This is a genomic window from Chitinophaga nivalis (assembly GCF_025989125.1).
GTDB classification, from domain to species: Bacteria; Bacteroidota; Bacteroidia; order Chitinophagales; family Chitinophagaceae; genus Chitinophaga; species Chitinophaga nivalis.
This window is the reverse complement of record NZ_JAPDNR010000001.1, coordinates 6,343,951-6,361,267: the sequence shown is the minus strand read 5'-3', so window position 1 is coordinate 6,361,267 and position 17,317 is coordinate 6,343,951. Positions and strand designations below refer to the sequence as shown.

Genomic DNA, 17,317 nt, shown 5'->3' with positions numbered 1-17,317 from the left:
ATTATTGAACTGATAACATGCATATTTATAAAAAAGAGCCACGCCTGAAAGTATTTCCGGTCAGGGTTAAGAAAGATAGCTTTGTCAACTACAGCTATGTGATACTGGATGAAGATAGTTTGCAGGCAGTGGTCATAGATCCTGCCTGGGAACCGGATAAGATCAATGCGGTGCTGACGGCGGCTAATGCAACGCTGGCGGGTATCCTGCTCACTCATTCCCATTTTGATCATGTAGATCTGGTTGGTTTTTTTACAGCTGCCTGGCATTGTCCTGTGTGGATGTCTGCTGCGGAAATCAATTACTACCGGTTTCATTGTGAAGGGCTGATCGCATTTGAAGATGGGGCACTGCTCTCACCGGGAGGGATACCGGTACAGGCATGGGTAACACCCGGACATACAGCCGGCAGTACCTGTTTCTACGTGGGCAATTGCCTGTTTTCCGGTGATACCTTGTTTATCGAAGGTTGTGGTCTGTGCTGGGGGAAAGGAGCTAATCCCTATAGTATGTTTGATAGCTTACAACGGATACGTACCAACGTAACAAAAGAGGTGCTGGTATTTCCGGGGCATTCATTCGGGCTGCCGGTCGGGCTTTCTTTTGAAGAAGTGATGCTGAATAATATTTATCTGAACTTCAAAGAGAAGGATATGTTTGTTGCTTACCGGATGCGGAATGATCAGCAACGGCTGTATGCATTTCAATAGGTAGCCTGCATTACGTGGCCCTTTGGTAATAGCCGGAAAATGATCGCATACAATCATGTTATGCCGGAAGTATACTTTCAGGAATACCATTTTCCGGAGGTAAACTTCCGGCATACTTTGTTGATACGGTTGTTGTTGGATATCCGCAGAAAAAGTCTGAATTACCCCGCTTTAAAGTCTGTTTTACACCCCCTGGATTACCAGTAAGAACGGTAACTTTATCCTGATAAAACACTTTATCAGATTTATAAATAACAAGACTATGGTTAATCAGGATTTTACGACTACTTATCTGGTAGATCAAACCCCAGAAGAGGTATTTCATGCCATCAACAATGTACGTGGATGGTGGTCTGAAAACATTGAAGGAGGCACCACGCAGCTACATGACGAGTTTACCTATGCTTACCAGGATGTGCATATTTGCACGATGAAATTAGTCGAAGTGGTACCTTATGAAAAAGTCGTATGGGAGGTGCTTAAAAACTACTTTAATTTTACCAAACACGCAAACGAGTGGACGGGAGATAAGGTGAGTTTTGAGATCTTCCGGCAGGACGATAAAACGGGTATCCGCTTTACGCATTGGGGATTAGTACCTGAATACGAATGTTATGAAGCCTGTTTTAACGGGTGGAGTAAGTATATCAATAATAGTCTTCGTAACCTCATTGTTACCGGCAAAGGCGAGCCTAATCCGAAAGAAGTCGCGTAAGCGGTCTGTTGTATGCTGCAGTGTCATGCGCTGCTTATTTCCGGAAATAAGCAGCGCATGTCAGGAAACCAGGTATATACCTTACTTTTGTCAGGAGATTTTTCTCCGGATGAGACCAAATACTACTAAACGAATAGCATATTCCTCCAAGGCACAGTTCATGCACACGTCTCATTTTATATTGATTGGGTTATCATAGAAAAATAAGATTGGCTTTTAGTGGATATCATCAATTAAACCACAACAAGATGAAATGGCTCAAGACTGCCTGGTGGATAACTATGCTGTTGGCAACTCATGTAGCTTTCGCGCAGGAAAGTACAACTTCCCCGATTTTTATTGCACTGCAAAGAGGCGACAGTATTTTGTTTGAAGAAGGTTTTAATAAATGCAATCTGGCTGCTTTGGAAGGACTGCTGGTACCTGATTTTGAATTTTATCATGACCAGAATGGTGCACAGAATAAAGCTGAGTTTTTAAAAGGATTCAAAGAAAGTATTTGTTCAAATACCAACCAAAAACCTATCCGGAAACTGGTGCAAGGGAGCCTGGTGGTATATCCGCTGAAAAATGAAGGGAAGATATATGGGGCTATCCAGATGGGTATCCATGATTTTTATATAGCCGAACCGGGTAAAGCATTAAGGTTTACTGAAAATGCCCGCTTTATTGCTACCTGGGTTTTAGACGGAGGGAGCTGGAAAATAAAACGCGAATTAAGTTATAATCACAATAAGCCCAAAAGGTATGGCGTTCGTTTTGACGACAATTATCCGTTTCCGTTGTTTGATACGGATGCCGGTATAACATGGCTTTTAAAGGCGTTTAAAATACCGTCTGTATCCATTGGGTACATCAACCACGGCAAGCTACAGCAAATCAGCGCTTTTGGAGAGCAACAGCCTGGTGTTGCCATTGCCGCAAACAGTATCTATAAAGTGGCTTCGCTGACCAAACCCATTACCGCCTTAGTGGTACTGAAACTGATTGAAGCAGGAAAATGGAAGCTGGATGAACCGGTGGCGCACTACTACGTGGATCCTGCCTTGAAAGATAATCCGTGGCTATTAAAATTAACAACCAGGTATATTTTAAGCCAACAATCGGGCTTTCCTAACTGGCGATATTTGCGGGCCGACAAAAAACTGGTTTTTGAATTCGAGCCAGGTACAAAATTCCAATATTCAGGGGAGGGGTTTGAATACCTTAGAAAGGCAATTGAAAAAAAATTTAAAAAACCATTGGCGCAACTGGCCAATGAATGGTTGTTTTCACCCTTGAAAATGGAGGATACCTATTATTATTGGACAAAGGCAACCGATGAAAGCCGGTATGCCGTGGAAAGCGATACCATGGGTCAGCCATTGAAATATGAAAAATATTATACGGCAAATGCAGCGGCTAATTTATTGACCACTGTTGCGGACTACAGTAAATGTTTAGTACATATACTGGATAGTGCCGGCCTTTCACCGAAACTGTATCAGGAGTTTATTACACCCCAATCCACGGTGAAAGCAGGTGTTAGTTGGGGATTAGGGATGCAGGTATTTCCTGATTTGCCTGGTCAGGAATTTGCCTTGCAGCATACAGGTGGTGATGAGGGTACAAAATGTATAGCGCTGTTGCTGCCAAAATCAAAAAGAGGGTTGATTATTTTTATTAATGGAGAAAATGGGTTGGTGATCTGGAAAAAAATCATTGAAGAATATTTAGGCGAAGCCGGGAAAGAAATTGTAAGGCGAAATTTAGAATAACAGATCCCCGAACTTTAGGAAGCACCTGCGGCGACCCACTCTTTTACAATGTTGGCTACATCTTCCCTGAACAAGGCCACATCATAAGCTATCTTTTTCTTTTTTAGCTTCTCCGCCAGTATATCTATTACTTCAGTGAGTTCTGTTACCATTACTTGCTTTTGCGCTTCGAGGGGCAACTCTCCGAAGGCTCTGGTATAGTACCTGTCAAATGATAGTCTCAGCTCCTGCTTTGCCATCGCCAGTTTTCCGGTTTTCAGCCGGGGTCTGATGTAATATTTATAAGAACGGTTTTTCACGGCATCTGCTTCATCATGAAAGTATTCATGCTGTACGGTGGTGTGTTCATCATCGTGATTACTGAAGTGTAGTACAAATAGGATGTAGGAAAATGACCGCCCATATAGTTGCGGACGTAGTGTTTTATTTAGTGTTTGCTGCAGTCGTAAAATGGATTCCCAGAAAGGGACTACGGATGATTGTTTGTTGCTGATAATCGTCGTAAATCGCAGGGGGCTGCGCGCCAGCGGATTTTGCTGGGAGCGTAGCTGAGATATGCCGTAATCTGTTTTATCCGCATCTGGTTCATATAAGACGTAGGTATCTTTCATCTTAGACCAGCTCTTAACGGATTTGTTATCAAAATAACGGTCCTGGATATACGTGTAATAAGCGCCATTCAACCATTTCGATGCAAACGCTTCTACCGGTTCCCTTTCTCCCCAGCCGGTGATGGCTAATGCCTCACAGATGCGGACCAGCTTGTTCCATTCCTGTATGTTTTTGTAATCAAACAACGTATCATATTCCTGCCATAACGCCTGCCGGAGCTCCGCTGCCGGAAGTGTCGCGAGGAATGTGGTTAAATGCGTGATGTCTGATAAGGTATATATTTCGTTGGGTAAGTTCATTTGTACACTGTTTTTGCTGGCCGGGATCATTGTTCCGCTTCCTGCAAGATAATATTTCCGGACTATTATTATTTATAAGAGAAGGGTTAATTGCCTAATCCCTGCAGGAAAGCATGCAGGTCATCTTCTTTATCCAATCCTAATTTCTGTTTGATTCTATAACGACTCATTCTGACACTTTTGGTTTCAATGTTCATGAGCTGGGCAATCTGCCGGGTATCCATTTTGAGATACAGGTAGGTACAAAGTTTAAGGTCGAGCAAGGTAAGTTTGCGCTGTGCTTTTTCGTTGATCAGGTGAAAAAAGTCAGGGTGTATCTGTTGGATCTGAACTTTTGCCAGTTCGAAATCACTATCGATCACCATTTCCTCTTTCACGATTTTCTGCATATTGATGGAGTTGTCTTCCGTCAGCTTATCTTTTATATTCAGCAGCATCTGGTGTTTATGTTCCAGTTGCAATATATTGGCCATGGCTTCTTTTTTCAGCTGTTCCTGCTGGGTGCTTAGGAGCTGGTGTTCTGCTTTGAGCCGGGCGTGTTCTTCTTTTTCCAGCTTTACCTGCATTTCGGTGTCCTTGTTTTCCAGCTGCAGTTGTTTTTCCCGTTGCAGGGAGTAACGCAACCTGAAATGGTAGGAGCGGAACATGAATACCAGCCCGATGGCAGAAGCCAGGGCAATGCAGGCATACAGGTAGTTTTGCCGGGTGCGGCTTTTCTCCCGTTCTTTCAGCAGCTGCATTTCATTGTTTTTCTTTTCCGTTTCGTACTGCATTTCCAGCTTTTGGGTGTTGAGTGCCTTCTGCTGATTGAAGTTTTTATTGTTATACAGGGTGGCTTCCTTTTGAAAGGCTAATGCCCGCTTATAATCTCCCTTTTGTTCATACAGGTCCGACAGTGCCTGTACCACATTAATCATGGTGTAGTAGTAGGGGGTAGCAGCTGTTTTCATCACGTAGTAGGCTGCCAGCAGGTGACTTTCGGTCTGCGTCAGATCGCCTTCCCGTTTGGCATATTCGCTGAGTATTCCTAAACTGCTGGCCTCTATTTCTTCGCTGTTGTCCACATTTCTGACAGCCGACCGGGCCAGGGTGGCATAGTTGATCGCCTGGGCTTTGGTGGTGGGATTGTCGGCAGGAAAGTATTTCAGGTAACTGTTGGCGATGTTGATACAGGCAATGGCGTAGGTATTGGGAGAAACGCTGCCCGGGTATTGCCGGTATAGCATGACCGGCTTATTCAGGTAAAACAGGACACTGTCCAGCTCCAGTTTGTTTTTGGTTGCATTGTATTTGTATTCGTGAGCTACCGACAGGGCAGTATAGCAATTACTCAATAAGTTATAGTCGTTGGCCTGGCGTGCATTCTCCGTAGCTGCCTGGGCGTAGGTATACACTTTCTCTTCATTATTCCAGTCTGAGTGCACTACATACAGCTGGTAGTAAATTTTGGCGGCAATAAAAGGGTCATTCGTTTTTTCCAGTTGTTTCAATCCCAGCTGACCATATTTGACCATATCAGTCGGGTTTTCCAGGGTTTTGTAAAGCAGTATCCTGGAGTAGTAAGCATAGGCCCTGGCAATAGGGTCATTGGCTTGCTGTGCAATGGACAGGGCAGAATCGCTGGTTTGTTTCAGGTCGGCGTATTGCTGCATATTGGCTTTGATAGCTACCAGCAAGGTATATGCTTTGCTGGCCTCCGGATAGTTTTTACACTGCAAGGCGATCGTGGCACTTTGCCTGGCTGCGGTGAGGGCCCCTGCATAATTTTTATTGATCCGGTATATTTCTGCCAGCTGATGTAATAAGGCGGGTTTGTTTTTTTTATCAGATCCGGGAGCATTGACCACAGCCTGCAAACTATCCGGTAAAGGTTGTTGCGCCCACAGGTGGGACGACAATCCGGAAATACAGCTACACAAACAAATAAATAGCAGATATGGTAATGACTTCATGCAGTTAAATTACTATAAATAGATAAAATGCAAAGCGGGAATCTGATGATGTGTTGTTTATTATTATTTGTAAATAATTGATAATTAAATAGTAAATATTGTTGTAGTCATATTGTAGACGCCTCTTTGCCATGCGTAGTCATTTTGTAGGAGGCATAGATGCGGATAAATGCAGGAGGAGATGCACATTCGCAAAAGCAATCTTGCTCAATGAAAATCCAGCATGCATGAACAACAGAACATTATCGATGCTCTCCTATGTTACCCTGATCGGTTGGTTAATTGCTTATTTCTCCGGAAAAGAAAAAACAGACGCTTTGCTTATTTATCATTTGAAGCAATCTTTGGGCCTGGCGATTGTAAGTATCCTGCTCAATATCGTTTTGTATGCGATCAGTTACCTGGTGCCTGCCTGGTCATTGCTGAGTCTGGCCGGATGGACGATACTCATATTCTGGATACTGGGTATGATCAATGCCGGCAATGATGCGCAAAAGCCGGTACCGGTTTTTGGCAAAGCATTCGAACATAAATTTTCGTTTATTGGTTAGGGTGATCCTACCATACTGCACTATATTAAGTTGTCTTGTGTATCCATATTATAAAAAACCATATGCAATCATTTAAGTATTTTACCCGGGAAGGGAATGTGTACATTAAAAAGAACCAGACTGTCCTCTACTACGGGCTGGCCATCCTATTATTCGCGTTAATGGCCTTTGTTTTACTCAGTAAAAATAATCCGGGGGCGAAGGCCAGCAGCATACTGCTTGGTTTGGCGGGCGTGGTACTCCTGCTCCGGACGACGGGTAAATTAAGGATCGATGCCACCACCCATACTATTTCCATGCAACCGGTTTTCTTTATGCGTCCAAACGAATTCCGGTTCGAAGACTTCCGGAATTTCGTTATCTCCAGGCAAACATTTATCATCACGATGAATGCAACGGCCACCATGGAGTTGGAGAAGCATGGCAAAAGAAAAGTGATCTTCCTGCATCAGACCATGTTTGTAACAAAACCATTACAGCAGGTGACAGATGAGTTGGCCACGATCATGGGTATAGAAAACTAAAGCATTAAAACAGGAAGGATGCAATCGTATAATCTGAAATTAACGGATGGAAAGCTGAGTTTTCAACCCAATAAAGGGTTTAAAACCCAGATTATCTTTAGTGCGATCGTAACAGGTGTGGCTTTCATATTGCCATTGGTATGGCCGCTTAATTACGAGGTACGCATGCTGCTCCGGTGTCTGGGCATCGTCAGTGCTGCCTATGGGGTATATGACTTTTTATTTAAACTGAACCTCACCTATATTTTTGATCAGCACAACCGGCAGGTATATCAGCGGGTGCCTGGTTTGTACACCCGGCGGATCCTGTCTTTTGAAGACATCTACATCCTGACGGAAACAGTTAACTGTGAACTGCACTATGTGATGTCTAACCAGAAAAATAAATTCGGCCGGAATTATGCCATCAGCGATTATTTCCCGGATACCCAAAAGGGCAGAAGAAAACAGGAATTGTATGAAACCACCATATTGACAACGGTCAGTAATTTCTTATCTGCAGCGCTGACGCCTCATATTTAAGCACTTAATCTTATGATATTACCTTTTATAGAGATCATTGAATCGGTTACACCAGATCCGAATACGCTGATGTGGAAGTTCGCCGATGCCGATAAGGAAATCAAGCAGGGAGCGGTGTTGACGGTGAGAGAAAGTCAGCATGCACTTCTGCTGAATGAAGGGCAGCTGGCAGATGTATTCCCGGCCGGGAGGCATATCCTGAAAACGGAAAATATACCTGTACTGACCCGCCTGCGTGGCTGGAAGTATGGTTTTGAAAGCCCTTTCAAAGCAGACGTTTATTTTTTTAATACCCATCAGTTTGTGCAGCTGAAATGGGGGACCCCCGCACCGGTATTGATGAAAGATGCCAGCTTCGGACAGGTACGTATCCGGGCATTTGGTACCTATAATCTCCGTATTACGGATGTAGCCCGGTTCTTCCGGGAATATGCCGGCACCCGGCCCCACCTGGAGATCGGAGATCTGGAACTGCAATTGCGCGATTTCATTGCCCCGAAGTTTGCGGAAGTATTATCGTTGGCCAATATCACCGTAACAGCGGCGGCAGGTAATATCACTGCACTGAATGAAAAAATACATCCCCTGATTCAGCCTTGCTTTACCGACTTCGGATTGGAAGTAACCCGTTTTACCATTACCAGCATTACCCTACCGGAAGAAGTACTGAAACAGTATGATAAGGTAACCGGTATGAATATGGTCACGGATATGCATAAATTTTCCCAATACAGCATTGCCAATGCCATGGATCAGGAAGGTTCCGCCATCGGAGAAGGGGCACGACAAGGCGTGGTAATGGGCATGATCTCCCAGCTGGCAGCGAATGTATCTACCCAAAATAAAACGGTTGGAACGGAAGATATAACGGAACGGCTTAAGAAATTAAAGCAGCTTTTCGATGCACAGCTGATCACTGATGCAGAATATGCTGCGAAAAAAGAAGAACTGCTGAAATTACTTTAATCCCTTTTATCACAGTGTATGCAAGAAGAAAACAAGCGGGTCACTTCCTATCTGGAACGACTGAAACAACAGGCCGCAGATCAGGTAAACTATGGCGGGGAAATCGTTCATAAAGAGGCGGAAATGGAGATCCGTGATTGCCCGGAATGCGGCGCCGGGAGAGCCTGCCGGCATGGTCTTACTGCCTGTGCCTATTGTGGATTTGTATTCATGGAGGTGAGACTGACTACCGGTATCCATATTAAACAGGAAGATAATTCAAAATAGATGTTTGGTTTATTTGAGAAGAAATATAATAATCCGACGCTGATCGAAGAAATGGCAGCGAGACAGGAACGATGGTTTGTTTTTCTGGAGAAGCTGGAAGCCCGGATGGAAGAAGTGAGCACCGCTGCGTTGCCGGAGCTGCGCCATCTTTTTGAGGAGGATACAGATCCCTATAAGCGGGCGCATGGCCGTATGCTGGCCGGATTGCTCGGACAGATCAATGAGATGCGGACCAAGGCCAATACCGTGCGGACAGACAGCATCATTGATTTTGTGACGGCAACGGAATGTTCTTTACCGCAGATTACCTCCAGGGCAGGGCGTGAATATTACGACCGGCTGTTTGCCTTCAAAATGGCCTGCTTCAACCGGCATGATGTTTTTGAAGAAAAGATCCACGAAGCCATTACGCTGCTGCAGGGAGCCGCAGGAGAAGAAGACCTGGAAGCCGCCTACCAGGAGCAGCTGGCTGCATTTGAACGTATCCGCGATAAATATTGCTGCAAGCAGTGCGGTGGTAATATCTCTATTCCCAAAATGTTTTTCATTGCGACCTATATTCCTTGTCCTTTCTGCCAGTCGCAGAACACGTTCATGCCATCTACGGGCGCACGGATGGTCCTAGGCCAGGCCCGTAGCCTGGCAGAACAACGAACGGCGCATTTGCTGCGGCGCTATGAGGCCAGTAACCCGCGGCAGCCGGACCTGTACCGGCAATATTTGCGGGCCATGTTCGACGAGTGGAATAAAATAGTGCCGGATATGGCGGCTGAAAATGAAAAATTTCATCAACGTTTACTAAACGATTATACTAATCATCATCTTTAAATCATACACGAACATGTCTGAGAATCCATTATTAGCACCTATTCACGGTATTACTTTAGAAGATTACGGCGCTGCCTGCGCGAAACTGGGCAGCGGTTTAACCGAAAACGATATTGCAGCAGCCCTGGGAGTAGAATTACCCGTTTGGGAAGAAGCGAACCTGCTTTGGCCGGAACGTATGAAACAGGATGCGACCTATCACATCATCACCCTGTTCGGACAGTATTTTGGTCAGGCGGATCAGCATCCGAAGTTCAGTGGTTTAAAGGCGGCGGCATCCACTGCCGATGGTGGCAATACCGCAAAGATCAAAACAGACAAAGACTTTTATCAGGAGCTGGAAGTGGCCCGCCAGGTGGCTTATGATTATGGACTGGATGGCGCGCAGTGGATTGTAGACCAATATGGGATTTCGCTGGGAGACTTTCAGATCGCCGCCTCTATGTGGAGTGATCAGATTCATCAGGATATTGCCGCAGATTATGCCGGGTATAACGAAAGACAAGCAGCTTACAATGCAAAATACAAGCAGCTGTTTGCCCAGGCACAGGGTGGAAATGTGGCGGATGATATTCAGTTTTAATGACCCCGGACGGTTCCTGCCGGCCGGATGAAACGCAGCTTCCGGTAGGAAAGCCCTTTTCGATGGAGTTATCACTAAAAAGGCTAAACGAATTCGTTTAGCCTTTTTAGTGATAGATACTTATTGTTTGATAAACCGGCTGGATTTGTGATACCCATTTCCGGATTGCAGTTTTATGATATAAATACCCGCATTCAAAGTGGGTACGGGTATGCTGACTTTAAGCCGGTTACTGATGTCTGGCAGTAATAATTGCCGGTTGCCTTGTAAATCCATTATTTCCAGTGATTCCCATTTGTCTTCCGGCCGGAGATCCAGCATGACGGTGTTGCTTACCGGGTTGGGGTAGGCCACCGGAGTGGCCGGGTCGGGTGCCGCAGCAGGTTGTACACTTACACGAATGGTGTTGCTGTTGGCAGCGATAAGACTACCCGTGCAGGTATGCTCTCCCGTCATTTTTACCAGTACGGTGATATCTTTATCCGGAGAAAGGGTAAAGACCGGCTGACCGTTTCCGGCAGCCGTATTATTTATCATCCATTGATAGGTACAATTGGTGGCATTGGAGGGCGTAGCGGTGAAGGTAACCGGGTTGCCGGCTTTAATCAGGGTGTCGCTGGCTGTGATATGCACGCTTGCCGGCGTACTAACTGATACGGCTAAACGGAATATGATATCGCTGTTATTATTGACCAGGCAACGGAAGCGGGTACCATTCCAGGATGCCGGCGTACGGACAATATGCAGTATCCGGTTATTGACGCCGTTCACCGTAGCATTGTTGGTGAGATTCACATAGCCGCTGCCGTTATCTGCCTGCCATTGGTAGGCGGTGCCGTCGGTGCCTGCATCGAGGGTAAATGAGGTGGATTCGCATGGTGTAACAACTTGCTCGGTTGGCGGCAGTATTGGTTTATCTGCTTCAATCAGGATGCCGGCGAGCCCGTTGGGATCTTTGTATAACGAACCGCCGATAATGGTTTGACCGGCAGCTGTGATGGCAACGCTGTTTAACTGGTTAAACTGGCGGTAATCTGCCGGGCTGGTCCAGTTTTGCACAACGGTGCCGGCGGAATCTATGATTACATAGAAAGGTTTTTGCTTAGCCAGCAGCACGGAGGTATCGGCTATATAGCCGGTCACCACATACTGTTGCCGGATAGGATTATAGGCCTGATCCAGCGGTACATAGTATTGGTTTGCGCCTGTGGTTGCGGCCTCTTTTTCCCATATCCCGTTACCTGTCTGGCTATCCAGTTTTCTGATGATCAGGGAGCGATCTCTTTTACCTGCCCAATACACCTTCCCGTCGCTGACAAGCGCCTGCTCAATTGTACTACCTTTTGGCTGGATGTCTTCCCATTCAAATACCTGCTTCCGGTAGTTGTAACGTTTAATGACAGCACGCTGCTGTGCATCTTTCCCAAGAGAAAGTATACTGTTGCTATCACAAACGGCCAGGTTATGTGCGGCATAGTTGCTACTGGTCTTATGCCATTGTACAGCCTTAATTCCGGCCTGGTTGTTTTCATTGAACACATAGGTTCTGTAGGAGCTGCTGGCCGGATAATAGTCAGATCCCCGGGTCGTACGCATCATGCCGGAGCTGTCTCTGGACATCGGAAACAGCACTTGCTGGTTGCCGGGAAGCGGCACCCAGGGGCTGGCAATATATTGCCAGTCGCCACCCATTCTTTCTGAGGCTCTCGCCGGATTAAAAAAATGGGTGGACAAAGGCGACTTATAAAAATCTACCTGCGAAAATACCACTACGGTATTGGTATCCGGGGAAGTATACAACTGAATGGACTTAAAATCCTTTCTGTCACCGATGTAATAACTGTAATCTTTAGTAACTGTACCAATAGAATCAAATTGCGTGATATACGCACTATCTGGTTGTTGCCGATAATCCTGCAGGGCAGATGACGCTTTATGTTTCTGCGTCAGGATCACAATTTGTTTGTCGGCTGTTATGGCCATTCTGTCTGCTTTGACATAGGCGCCGCCATCTATTTTTCTGGACCAGGAGAAGTTCTTATTATCGGTATTAATGTATTCAAGGGTGGCGTGGTTACCGGTTTGTTTCAGTATCGCATAGGCATTGGCAGAGAAATTCCGGATTACTTTTACGGCGCTGCCATACTGAATAGTGGCTACCGGCAGCTGTTGCAGGCGTGGCTGGAATGTAGCGGATGTATCGGTAGCGATGAGCAGGGTACGGATACGGCCGTTCATACTCAGGTTTCCGATATGTACCACCTGGTTGTTGATAACCCTTGTCAGCAGGCCCTGTGCGCCGTAGGCTTTGGGTTCTCCGTTTTCAACCAGCTTATGATAAATGAAACTACCATTGGGCGACAGTTTAAGTACTGCCCAGGAACCGGTACGGGAATCGTTGGCATTTTCATACCCGGAAGCATATACGTTACCATACACATCTGCATCTACGCTATTGATCCCAAAATATGGAGACGCTCCTTTACCGGTGTAAGTTTTATCAATTAAAACCTGCCCGCTGGCCGCATCTGCCGCCACAATGCTGAATGCGCTGAATACGCTGCCAAAGTATTTATGAATACCGGAGACATACAACTTATCATGAACGAATTTAAAACTGTTGATAAATACGTCTGTCAGTGCTGTCGGGGTTTGTTTCCAGAAGGTGCTGCCATCTGCTTTGGATACCTGGCCGAAGAATCCCCTGGTCTCATTATGTCCGAAGAAATACAGCTTGCCGTCAGGTTGAAGACTAATGGAGGTGATGGTACCATATGCAGTGGCTATTTTTACTTCCCATACTTTATGATCGAGTAATGGCGTGCTATACCGGGCGATTGTATCTCCTTTGATCAGGTAGGTACTACCGTCTGTATCAAACTCATAGCGGGCCATTACGGGATGTGTTTGCACCTGTATTTGTCGTCCTGTATGGCGGTCCAGGAGGATGTAATAATTCCCGTAGTAATCGCTGGTACTATAGATAAAGTAATCTCCACCGGTAGTATTCAGCGCCTTTATCTCAGCGTCGGTTTTTATCCTCCAGACAAGATCACCTGTGTTTTTATTCAGACAGCGGATCTCATAGAATTCACCCCGGTCGCCATAATAGTTGTATAGCGCGGCAAAAACGTAGCTGCTGTCGATGATAAGGGATTTGATGCGGCTTTGGGCATATTCGTTTACACGGTCACCATCATTACCCGCATTCCGTCTTTCTCCATCTGTTTCTTTGTTGATGCTGTAACTCCATCGGGTATTGCCACCTGCATCCATTTTGAGGATGACAGGTATCGGGAGTTTGTTGCCTGTGGTGCTGTCGCTTATCTGGCCTGCCAGATAAATAAATCCTTGATCTTCCTTTGCTATCGCAGCTTCGGTGAATCCTTGTGTTTCAACAGGTGCAGCAAAAGTGCTGATTTTGTGCTGGCTCTGGGTCAATAAAGGAATGATAAACAATAAGAGAAAAGGAAAATGGCGTATAAATCTTATCATGTATTATAGGGTATAGGTGCCCACAAAAATAAGTAAAGATTTAATTTAATATGCTTTCCCATATTATATTTTAGCTGCCTGCCGGGTGATGGGATCTTTTCTGATCATGTCGCTTTTGCTACATGCCATTAATGCTGTTTTTCAATCCTGCCGGAATGCTGTTATCAGGCGCTTTATATCCGGGTCATTCGTCATTAACATTAGTTTAACTTATTGAGAATAAGGGTTTTTATTTTTTCAGGTGTTTAATAGCTGACGGAAATCATCATAACAATTTCATAGGTAGTCCGAATAACTGGCATACACGCGTTATGTACTGAATGTTTTATATCGAAGGCTTATGTATAGACGGTATTTAAGTAGCATCACCTTTATCATCATCCGATTGCTGGAATATCCTTTTTACCTGTTGTCCAGGTTATGGGGAAGTTCCTATCAGCTGATCATTCCAGCGAATACCTACGCACCCTGGCTCAGGGATTACCGCTTCAATAAAGTATTCCGGCGGGTGAAGAAAAATTCGCTGGTCAATAAGTACCAGGCCTGGGAGTTATGGAAAGCGGTAGAGCAGGCAGAAAAAATTCCGGGTGATATCCTGGAAGTGGGTGTCTGGCGGGGAAGTACCAGTATTATCATGGCAGAAAAGCTCCGGGAAAACAGATCCTTAAAAGTTATTTATGCCTGCGATACGTTTGAAGGCGTGGTAAAGGCAGGAGATAAGTATGATAATTACTACAAAGGCGGAGAGCATAGCGATACCTCCCGGGAAATGGTAGAGGGGTTTATCAAGGCCGCCAGAATTTATAATGTGCAATTGCTGGAAGGTGTTTTTCCGGACGATACTGCCGAGTTATTAATCCATAAAAGTTTTTGTCTTTGTCACATTGATGTAGATGCTTATGCGTCTGCAAAGTCCATACTGGAGTGGGTATGGCCCCGTATTACTGTTGGTGGTACCATCTTTTTTAATGACTATGGTTTTCCGCTTACCCAGGGCATCGCCCAACTTGTCAACGAACAGTACTCCCTGCCGGACCGTATAGTACTGCATAATCTGAATGGTAATGGTATCATTATTAAGATAAAATGATGTAATATGTCTAATTCATCGCTGCTTAAAAAATCAAATACGGAGCTCCTGCTCCTGGCTGCTCAATCCTGCTCTTCCTATAAAAATGCAGCCCCGTTTCCGCATGTCACACTGGATGGATTGTTCAATGAATCTATGCTACGAAGTATCGTAACGGAATTTCCTGACCTGGATAAGCAACAGGATATTTATTTTAATAATCCGAATGAATTAAAATTTGCCTCCAACGATGAAAGCCGCTTTGGTCCTGCTACACTTGAGCTGTTGCATGCCTTGAATGCACAGCCATTCCTGCAGTTCCTGACCACCTTAACAGGTATTGATGGATTGATTCCGGATCCTTATCTATGGGGTGGAGGCCTGCATCAGATTAAAAGAGGGGGCTACCTGAAAATACATGCAGACTTTAACCGGCATCCCTTGCTCAACCTGAACCGCCGGATTAATTTATTGGTTTACCTGAATGAGCATTGGGACGAAACATATGGTGGCCACTTTGAACTATGGGATAAGGAGATGAAAGGATGTGTGAAAAGTATCCTGCCTGTCTTTAACAGGATGGTTATTTTCAATACCGCTGATCATTCCTTTCACGGACATCCGGATCCGCTGACATGCCCACCCGGAGAAAGCCGCAAATCCATAGCCCTTTATTATTATACCAACGGCAGGCCCGCTGAGGAAATGGCTGCTGGTAACAGAATAACAACTGATTTCAGAAGCAGGGAAGCGGATGCGCTGTCTATGTCTTTGTTTAATCATTCGTTGAATTTTATTACCGATTTAACCCCACCGCTCTTTTTAAAGATGTATAAACGGAATAAGAAAAAGTAAGACTACACTTAGCAGTGCAGATCAACATACTATAAAAGATATTGTATGGAATACGAAGAAGAACAAATGTGCAAGGTGATCACCAGGTTATTTTTATACCTGCTTACCCTGTTAATGGGAGTTGTGGTAGTGGTGACGCTGGTGACGGTATTGATGTGAACAATCAGGATATTGAAATATAAATCAGAAAAGCAAAACAGTTTTTTTGTAAAAAGATGCTTGCCGGATATTACATAAATAGTATGTGAAACCGGAGTATAGTATAGTAATGTTATCAGAAGCCACCAGTATTTACTGGTGGCTAGCTTTTAATATACGCTCCGCTCATCAATGAATAATCTTTGATGAATTGGTGAGCTGGATTAGATCCCAGCTGGGCGTATTCGGTGTATTATTCGGAGAACTCTGGGCCATCTGATGATGTCCGTTACCGGTGCCGGATGGAGTGGCAAAACCAACATAATAGTAATTGCTCGAATAGGAAAAATAAACGGATTGCTGTGCAAGGCTGGCGGGGGTTGTCCAGGCAGCTACGGAATCAAAAGGAACGCTGCCGGTACATTGATTGTTCATGCCTACCACATTGCCGCTGCTATACATTTGGCCCCACCAGTTGCCGAAATCCTGAAAATACTGTGTTCTGGAATTCCAGGGATTGGTGGTGTAATAGCTCCAGGAAGTGCTTTGACCGTTCTGATCGAGATTGATTCCCCAATCGGCGCTGTTGACGGAATTGGAGTACTGGGCCGTGAAAGGAGCGACACTTGGGTTACCGCTTTTGTTCACCAATACCGTCATCGGATAGCTAATGCTATCTATTATAGGATTGGAACTGTTCGAAGAAGAACCCGGAGAGCTCATGTAGGCATTACTGAATTGACTCAGGGTATTGGTCAGCGTAAAGAAGCTGTTGAGAAATATGCGTTCCTGATTATCATTGCAACAGAGCACACTGGTGCTGGATGCCTGTGAATAGCCGTTTTGCACCATAATCACGATAAATTGATTCTGGTTGTTGGATTTCGCCAGATATATATAGTAGGTCTGGGTGACGGAAACCTGTACGGTTTGCTGCGATCCATTGTTATGTGACCAGATATTCTGTGTATAGGGCACCGGGTAAGGAAAGTTTTGTGTTGCCAGGCCGAAGTAGGCATTGAGCTCGGGAGGTGGTGTCAGGGAGTTGACTAAGTTTACTTGCAACTGAATATGCTTGCCGATTTCGTCATTGAGCTGCTGGTCAGACAAGGATATTTTGTGTTGATGTTTCTCCGTATCAGCAGTATTATCTGAAGCGATATGCAGATCATACACGATTTCTTCGGGGATAATGGTCACAATGGTATGGAGCTTGTCTTTATACCCCGGAATGGGTACCTGTTTGACGGCAAACAGTGCCAGGTCATCCGGTACGCTGCAGCCGGGGAAAAGATTTTCCAGTTGGGAAGCTTTGGTATGTTTAAGCGCCACGGTTTTTCCGCTTTCCAGTGCTTTGGTAATGTCGGCTGCCTGGATAACATCTGTAGCTACATTGTAGATCACTGCGTTCGCGAGCAGTTCTTCATTGGGAGAAACTAATACATCGGTTTTCATCTTGAATGGATTTAAATTG

Annotated in this window: 16 protein-coding genes; 12 read left to right on the top strand and 4 right to left on the bottom strand. The window is 45.1% G+C overall.

Going from position 1 to position 17,317, the window contains the following annotated elements; translation table 11 throughout:
• Nucleotides 1–17 precede the first annotated feature (17 nt).
• The 3 genes from OL444_RS23430 to OL444_RS23420 all read left to right on the top strand — a co-directional run bounded on the left by OL444_RS23430 (nt 18) and on the right by OL444_RS23420 (nt 3,182).
• Nucleotides 18–710: an MBL fold metallo-hydrolase gene (locus OL444_RS23430; RefSeq protein ID WP_264729409.1), complete on the top strand. Its 693-nt coding sequence runs from the start codon at nt 18–20 to the stop codon at nt 708–710.
• A 262-nt stretch (nt 711–972) separates the two neighbouring features.
• Nucleotides 973–1,425, top strand: a complete 453-nt coding sequence (locus OL444_RS23425) for an SRPBCC family protein (RefSeq protein WP_264729410.1) — start codon at nt 973–975, stop codon at nt 1,423–1,425.
• Nucleotides 1,426–1,673: 248 nt separating this feature from the next.
• Nucleotides 1,674–3,182 carry a serine hydrolase domain-containing protein gene (locus OL444_RS23420; protein WP_264729411.1) on the top strand — a complete coding sequence of 503 codons (1,509 nt, stop codon included), beginning with the start codon at nt 1,674–1,676 and terminating at the stop codon, nt 3,180–3,182.
• 14 nt (nt 3,183–3,196) lie between these two features.
• Here OL444_RS23420 and OL444_RS23415 read toward each other — a convergent pair whose 3' ends face one another.
• A complete protein-coding gene (locus OL444_RS23415; RefSeq protein WP_264729412.1) occupies nt 3,197–4,093 on the bottom strand; it encodes a hypothetical protein in 897 nt (298 codons plus the stop codon).
• Between the two features lie 86 nt (nt 4,094–4,179).
• On the bottom strand, nt 4,180–6,045 hold the full coding sequence (locus tag OL444_RS23410) for a coiled-coil domain-containing protein (protein WP_264729413.1): 1,866 nt from the start codon (nt 6,043–6,045) through the stop codon (nt 4,180–4,182).
• 227 nt (nt 6,046–6,272) lie between these two features.
• Between OL444_RS23410 and OL444_RS23405 the strand changes: the two genes are divergently transcribed.
• From OL444_RS23405 to OL444_RS23375, 7 genes are all read left to right on the top strand, one after another.
• Nucleotides 6,273–6,596 (top strand): DUF4870 domain-containing protein, encoded by a 324-nt coding sequence (locus tag OL444_RS23405; protein ID WP_264729414.1) that lies wholly within the window; start codon nt 6,273–6,275, stop codon nt 6,594–6,596.
• A gap of 62 nt (nt 6,597–6,658) precedes the next feature.
• Complete coding sequence (locus OL444_RS23400; RefSeq protein WP_264729415.1) at nt 6,659–7,120, top strand: hypothetical protein; 462 nt, start codon at nt 6,659–6,661, stop codon at nt 7,118–7,120.
• An 18-nt stretch (nt 7,121–7,138) separates the two neighbouring features.
• Nucleotides 7,139–7,642: a hypothetical protein gene (locus OL444_RS23395; protein WP_264729416.1), complete on the top strand. Its 504-nt coding sequence runs from the start codon at nt 7,139–7,141 to the stop codon at nt 7,640–7,642.
• Nucleotides 7,643–7,654: 12 nt separating this feature from the next.
• Nucleotides 7,655–8,608, top strand: coding sequence for an SPFH domain-containing protein (locus tag OL444_RS23390; protein ID WP_264729417.1), 954 nt, complete (start codon nt 7,655–7,657; stop codon nt 8,606–8,608).
• 18 nt (nt 8,609–8,626) lie between these two features.
• Nucleotides 8,627–8,875: a hypothetical protein gene (locus OL444_RS23385; RefSeq protein WP_264729418.1), complete on the top strand. Its 249-nt coding sequence runs from the start codon at nt 8,627–8,629 to the stop codon at nt 8,873–8,875.
• Nucleotides 8,876–9,703, top strand: a complete 828-nt coding sequence (locus OL444_RS23380; RefSeq protein ID WP_264729419.1) for a hypothetical protein — start codon at nt 8,876–8,878, stop codon at nt 9,701–9,703.
• Between the two features lie 13 nt (nt 9,704–9,716).
• Nucleotides 9,717–10,286 carry a DUF6620 family protein gene (locus tag OL444_RS23375; RefSeq protein WP_264729420.1) on the top strand — a complete coding sequence of 190 codons (570 nt, stop codon included), beginning with the start codon at nt 9,717–9,719 and terminating at the stop codon, nt 10,284–10,286.
• A 120-nt stretch (nt 10,287–10,406) separates the two neighbouring features.
• Here the strand turns inward: OL444_RS23375 and OL444_RS23370 are convergent, their stop codons facing one another.
• Entirely contained in the window at nt 10,407–13,781 is a 3,375-nt protein-coding gene (locus OL444_RS23370) for a T9SS type A sorting domain-containing protein (RefSeq protein ID WP_264729421.1), read from the bottom strand.
• Nucleotides 13,782–14,121: 340 nt separating this feature from the next.
• On the opposite strand from OL444_RS23370, the gene OL444_RS23365 reads away from it, so the two are divergent.
• Entirely contained in the window at nt 14,122–14,871 is a 750-nt protein-coding gene (locus tag OL444_RS23365) for a TylF/MycF/NovP-related O-methyltransferase (RefSeq protein WP_264729422.1), read from the top strand.
• Nucleotides 14,872–14,877: 6 nt separating this feature from the next.
• On the top strand, nt 14,878–15,705 hold the full coding sequence (locus OL444_RS23360) for a 2OG-Fe(II) oxygenase (RefSeq protein ID WP_264729423.1): 828 nt from the start codon (nt 14,878–14,880) through the stop codon (nt 15,703–15,705).
• Nucleotides 15,706–16,032: 327 nt separating this feature from the next.
• Here the strand turns inward: OL444_RS23360 and OL444_RS23355 are convergent, their stop codons facing one another.
• Nucleotides 16,033–17,298 carry a hypothetical protein gene (locus OL444_RS23355; protein WP_264729424.1) on the bottom strand — a complete coding sequence of 422 codons (1,266 nt, stop codon included), beginning with the start codon at nt 17,296–17,298 and terminating at the stop codon, nt 16,033–16,035.
• Nucleotides 17,299–17,317 lie beyond the last annotated feature (19 nt).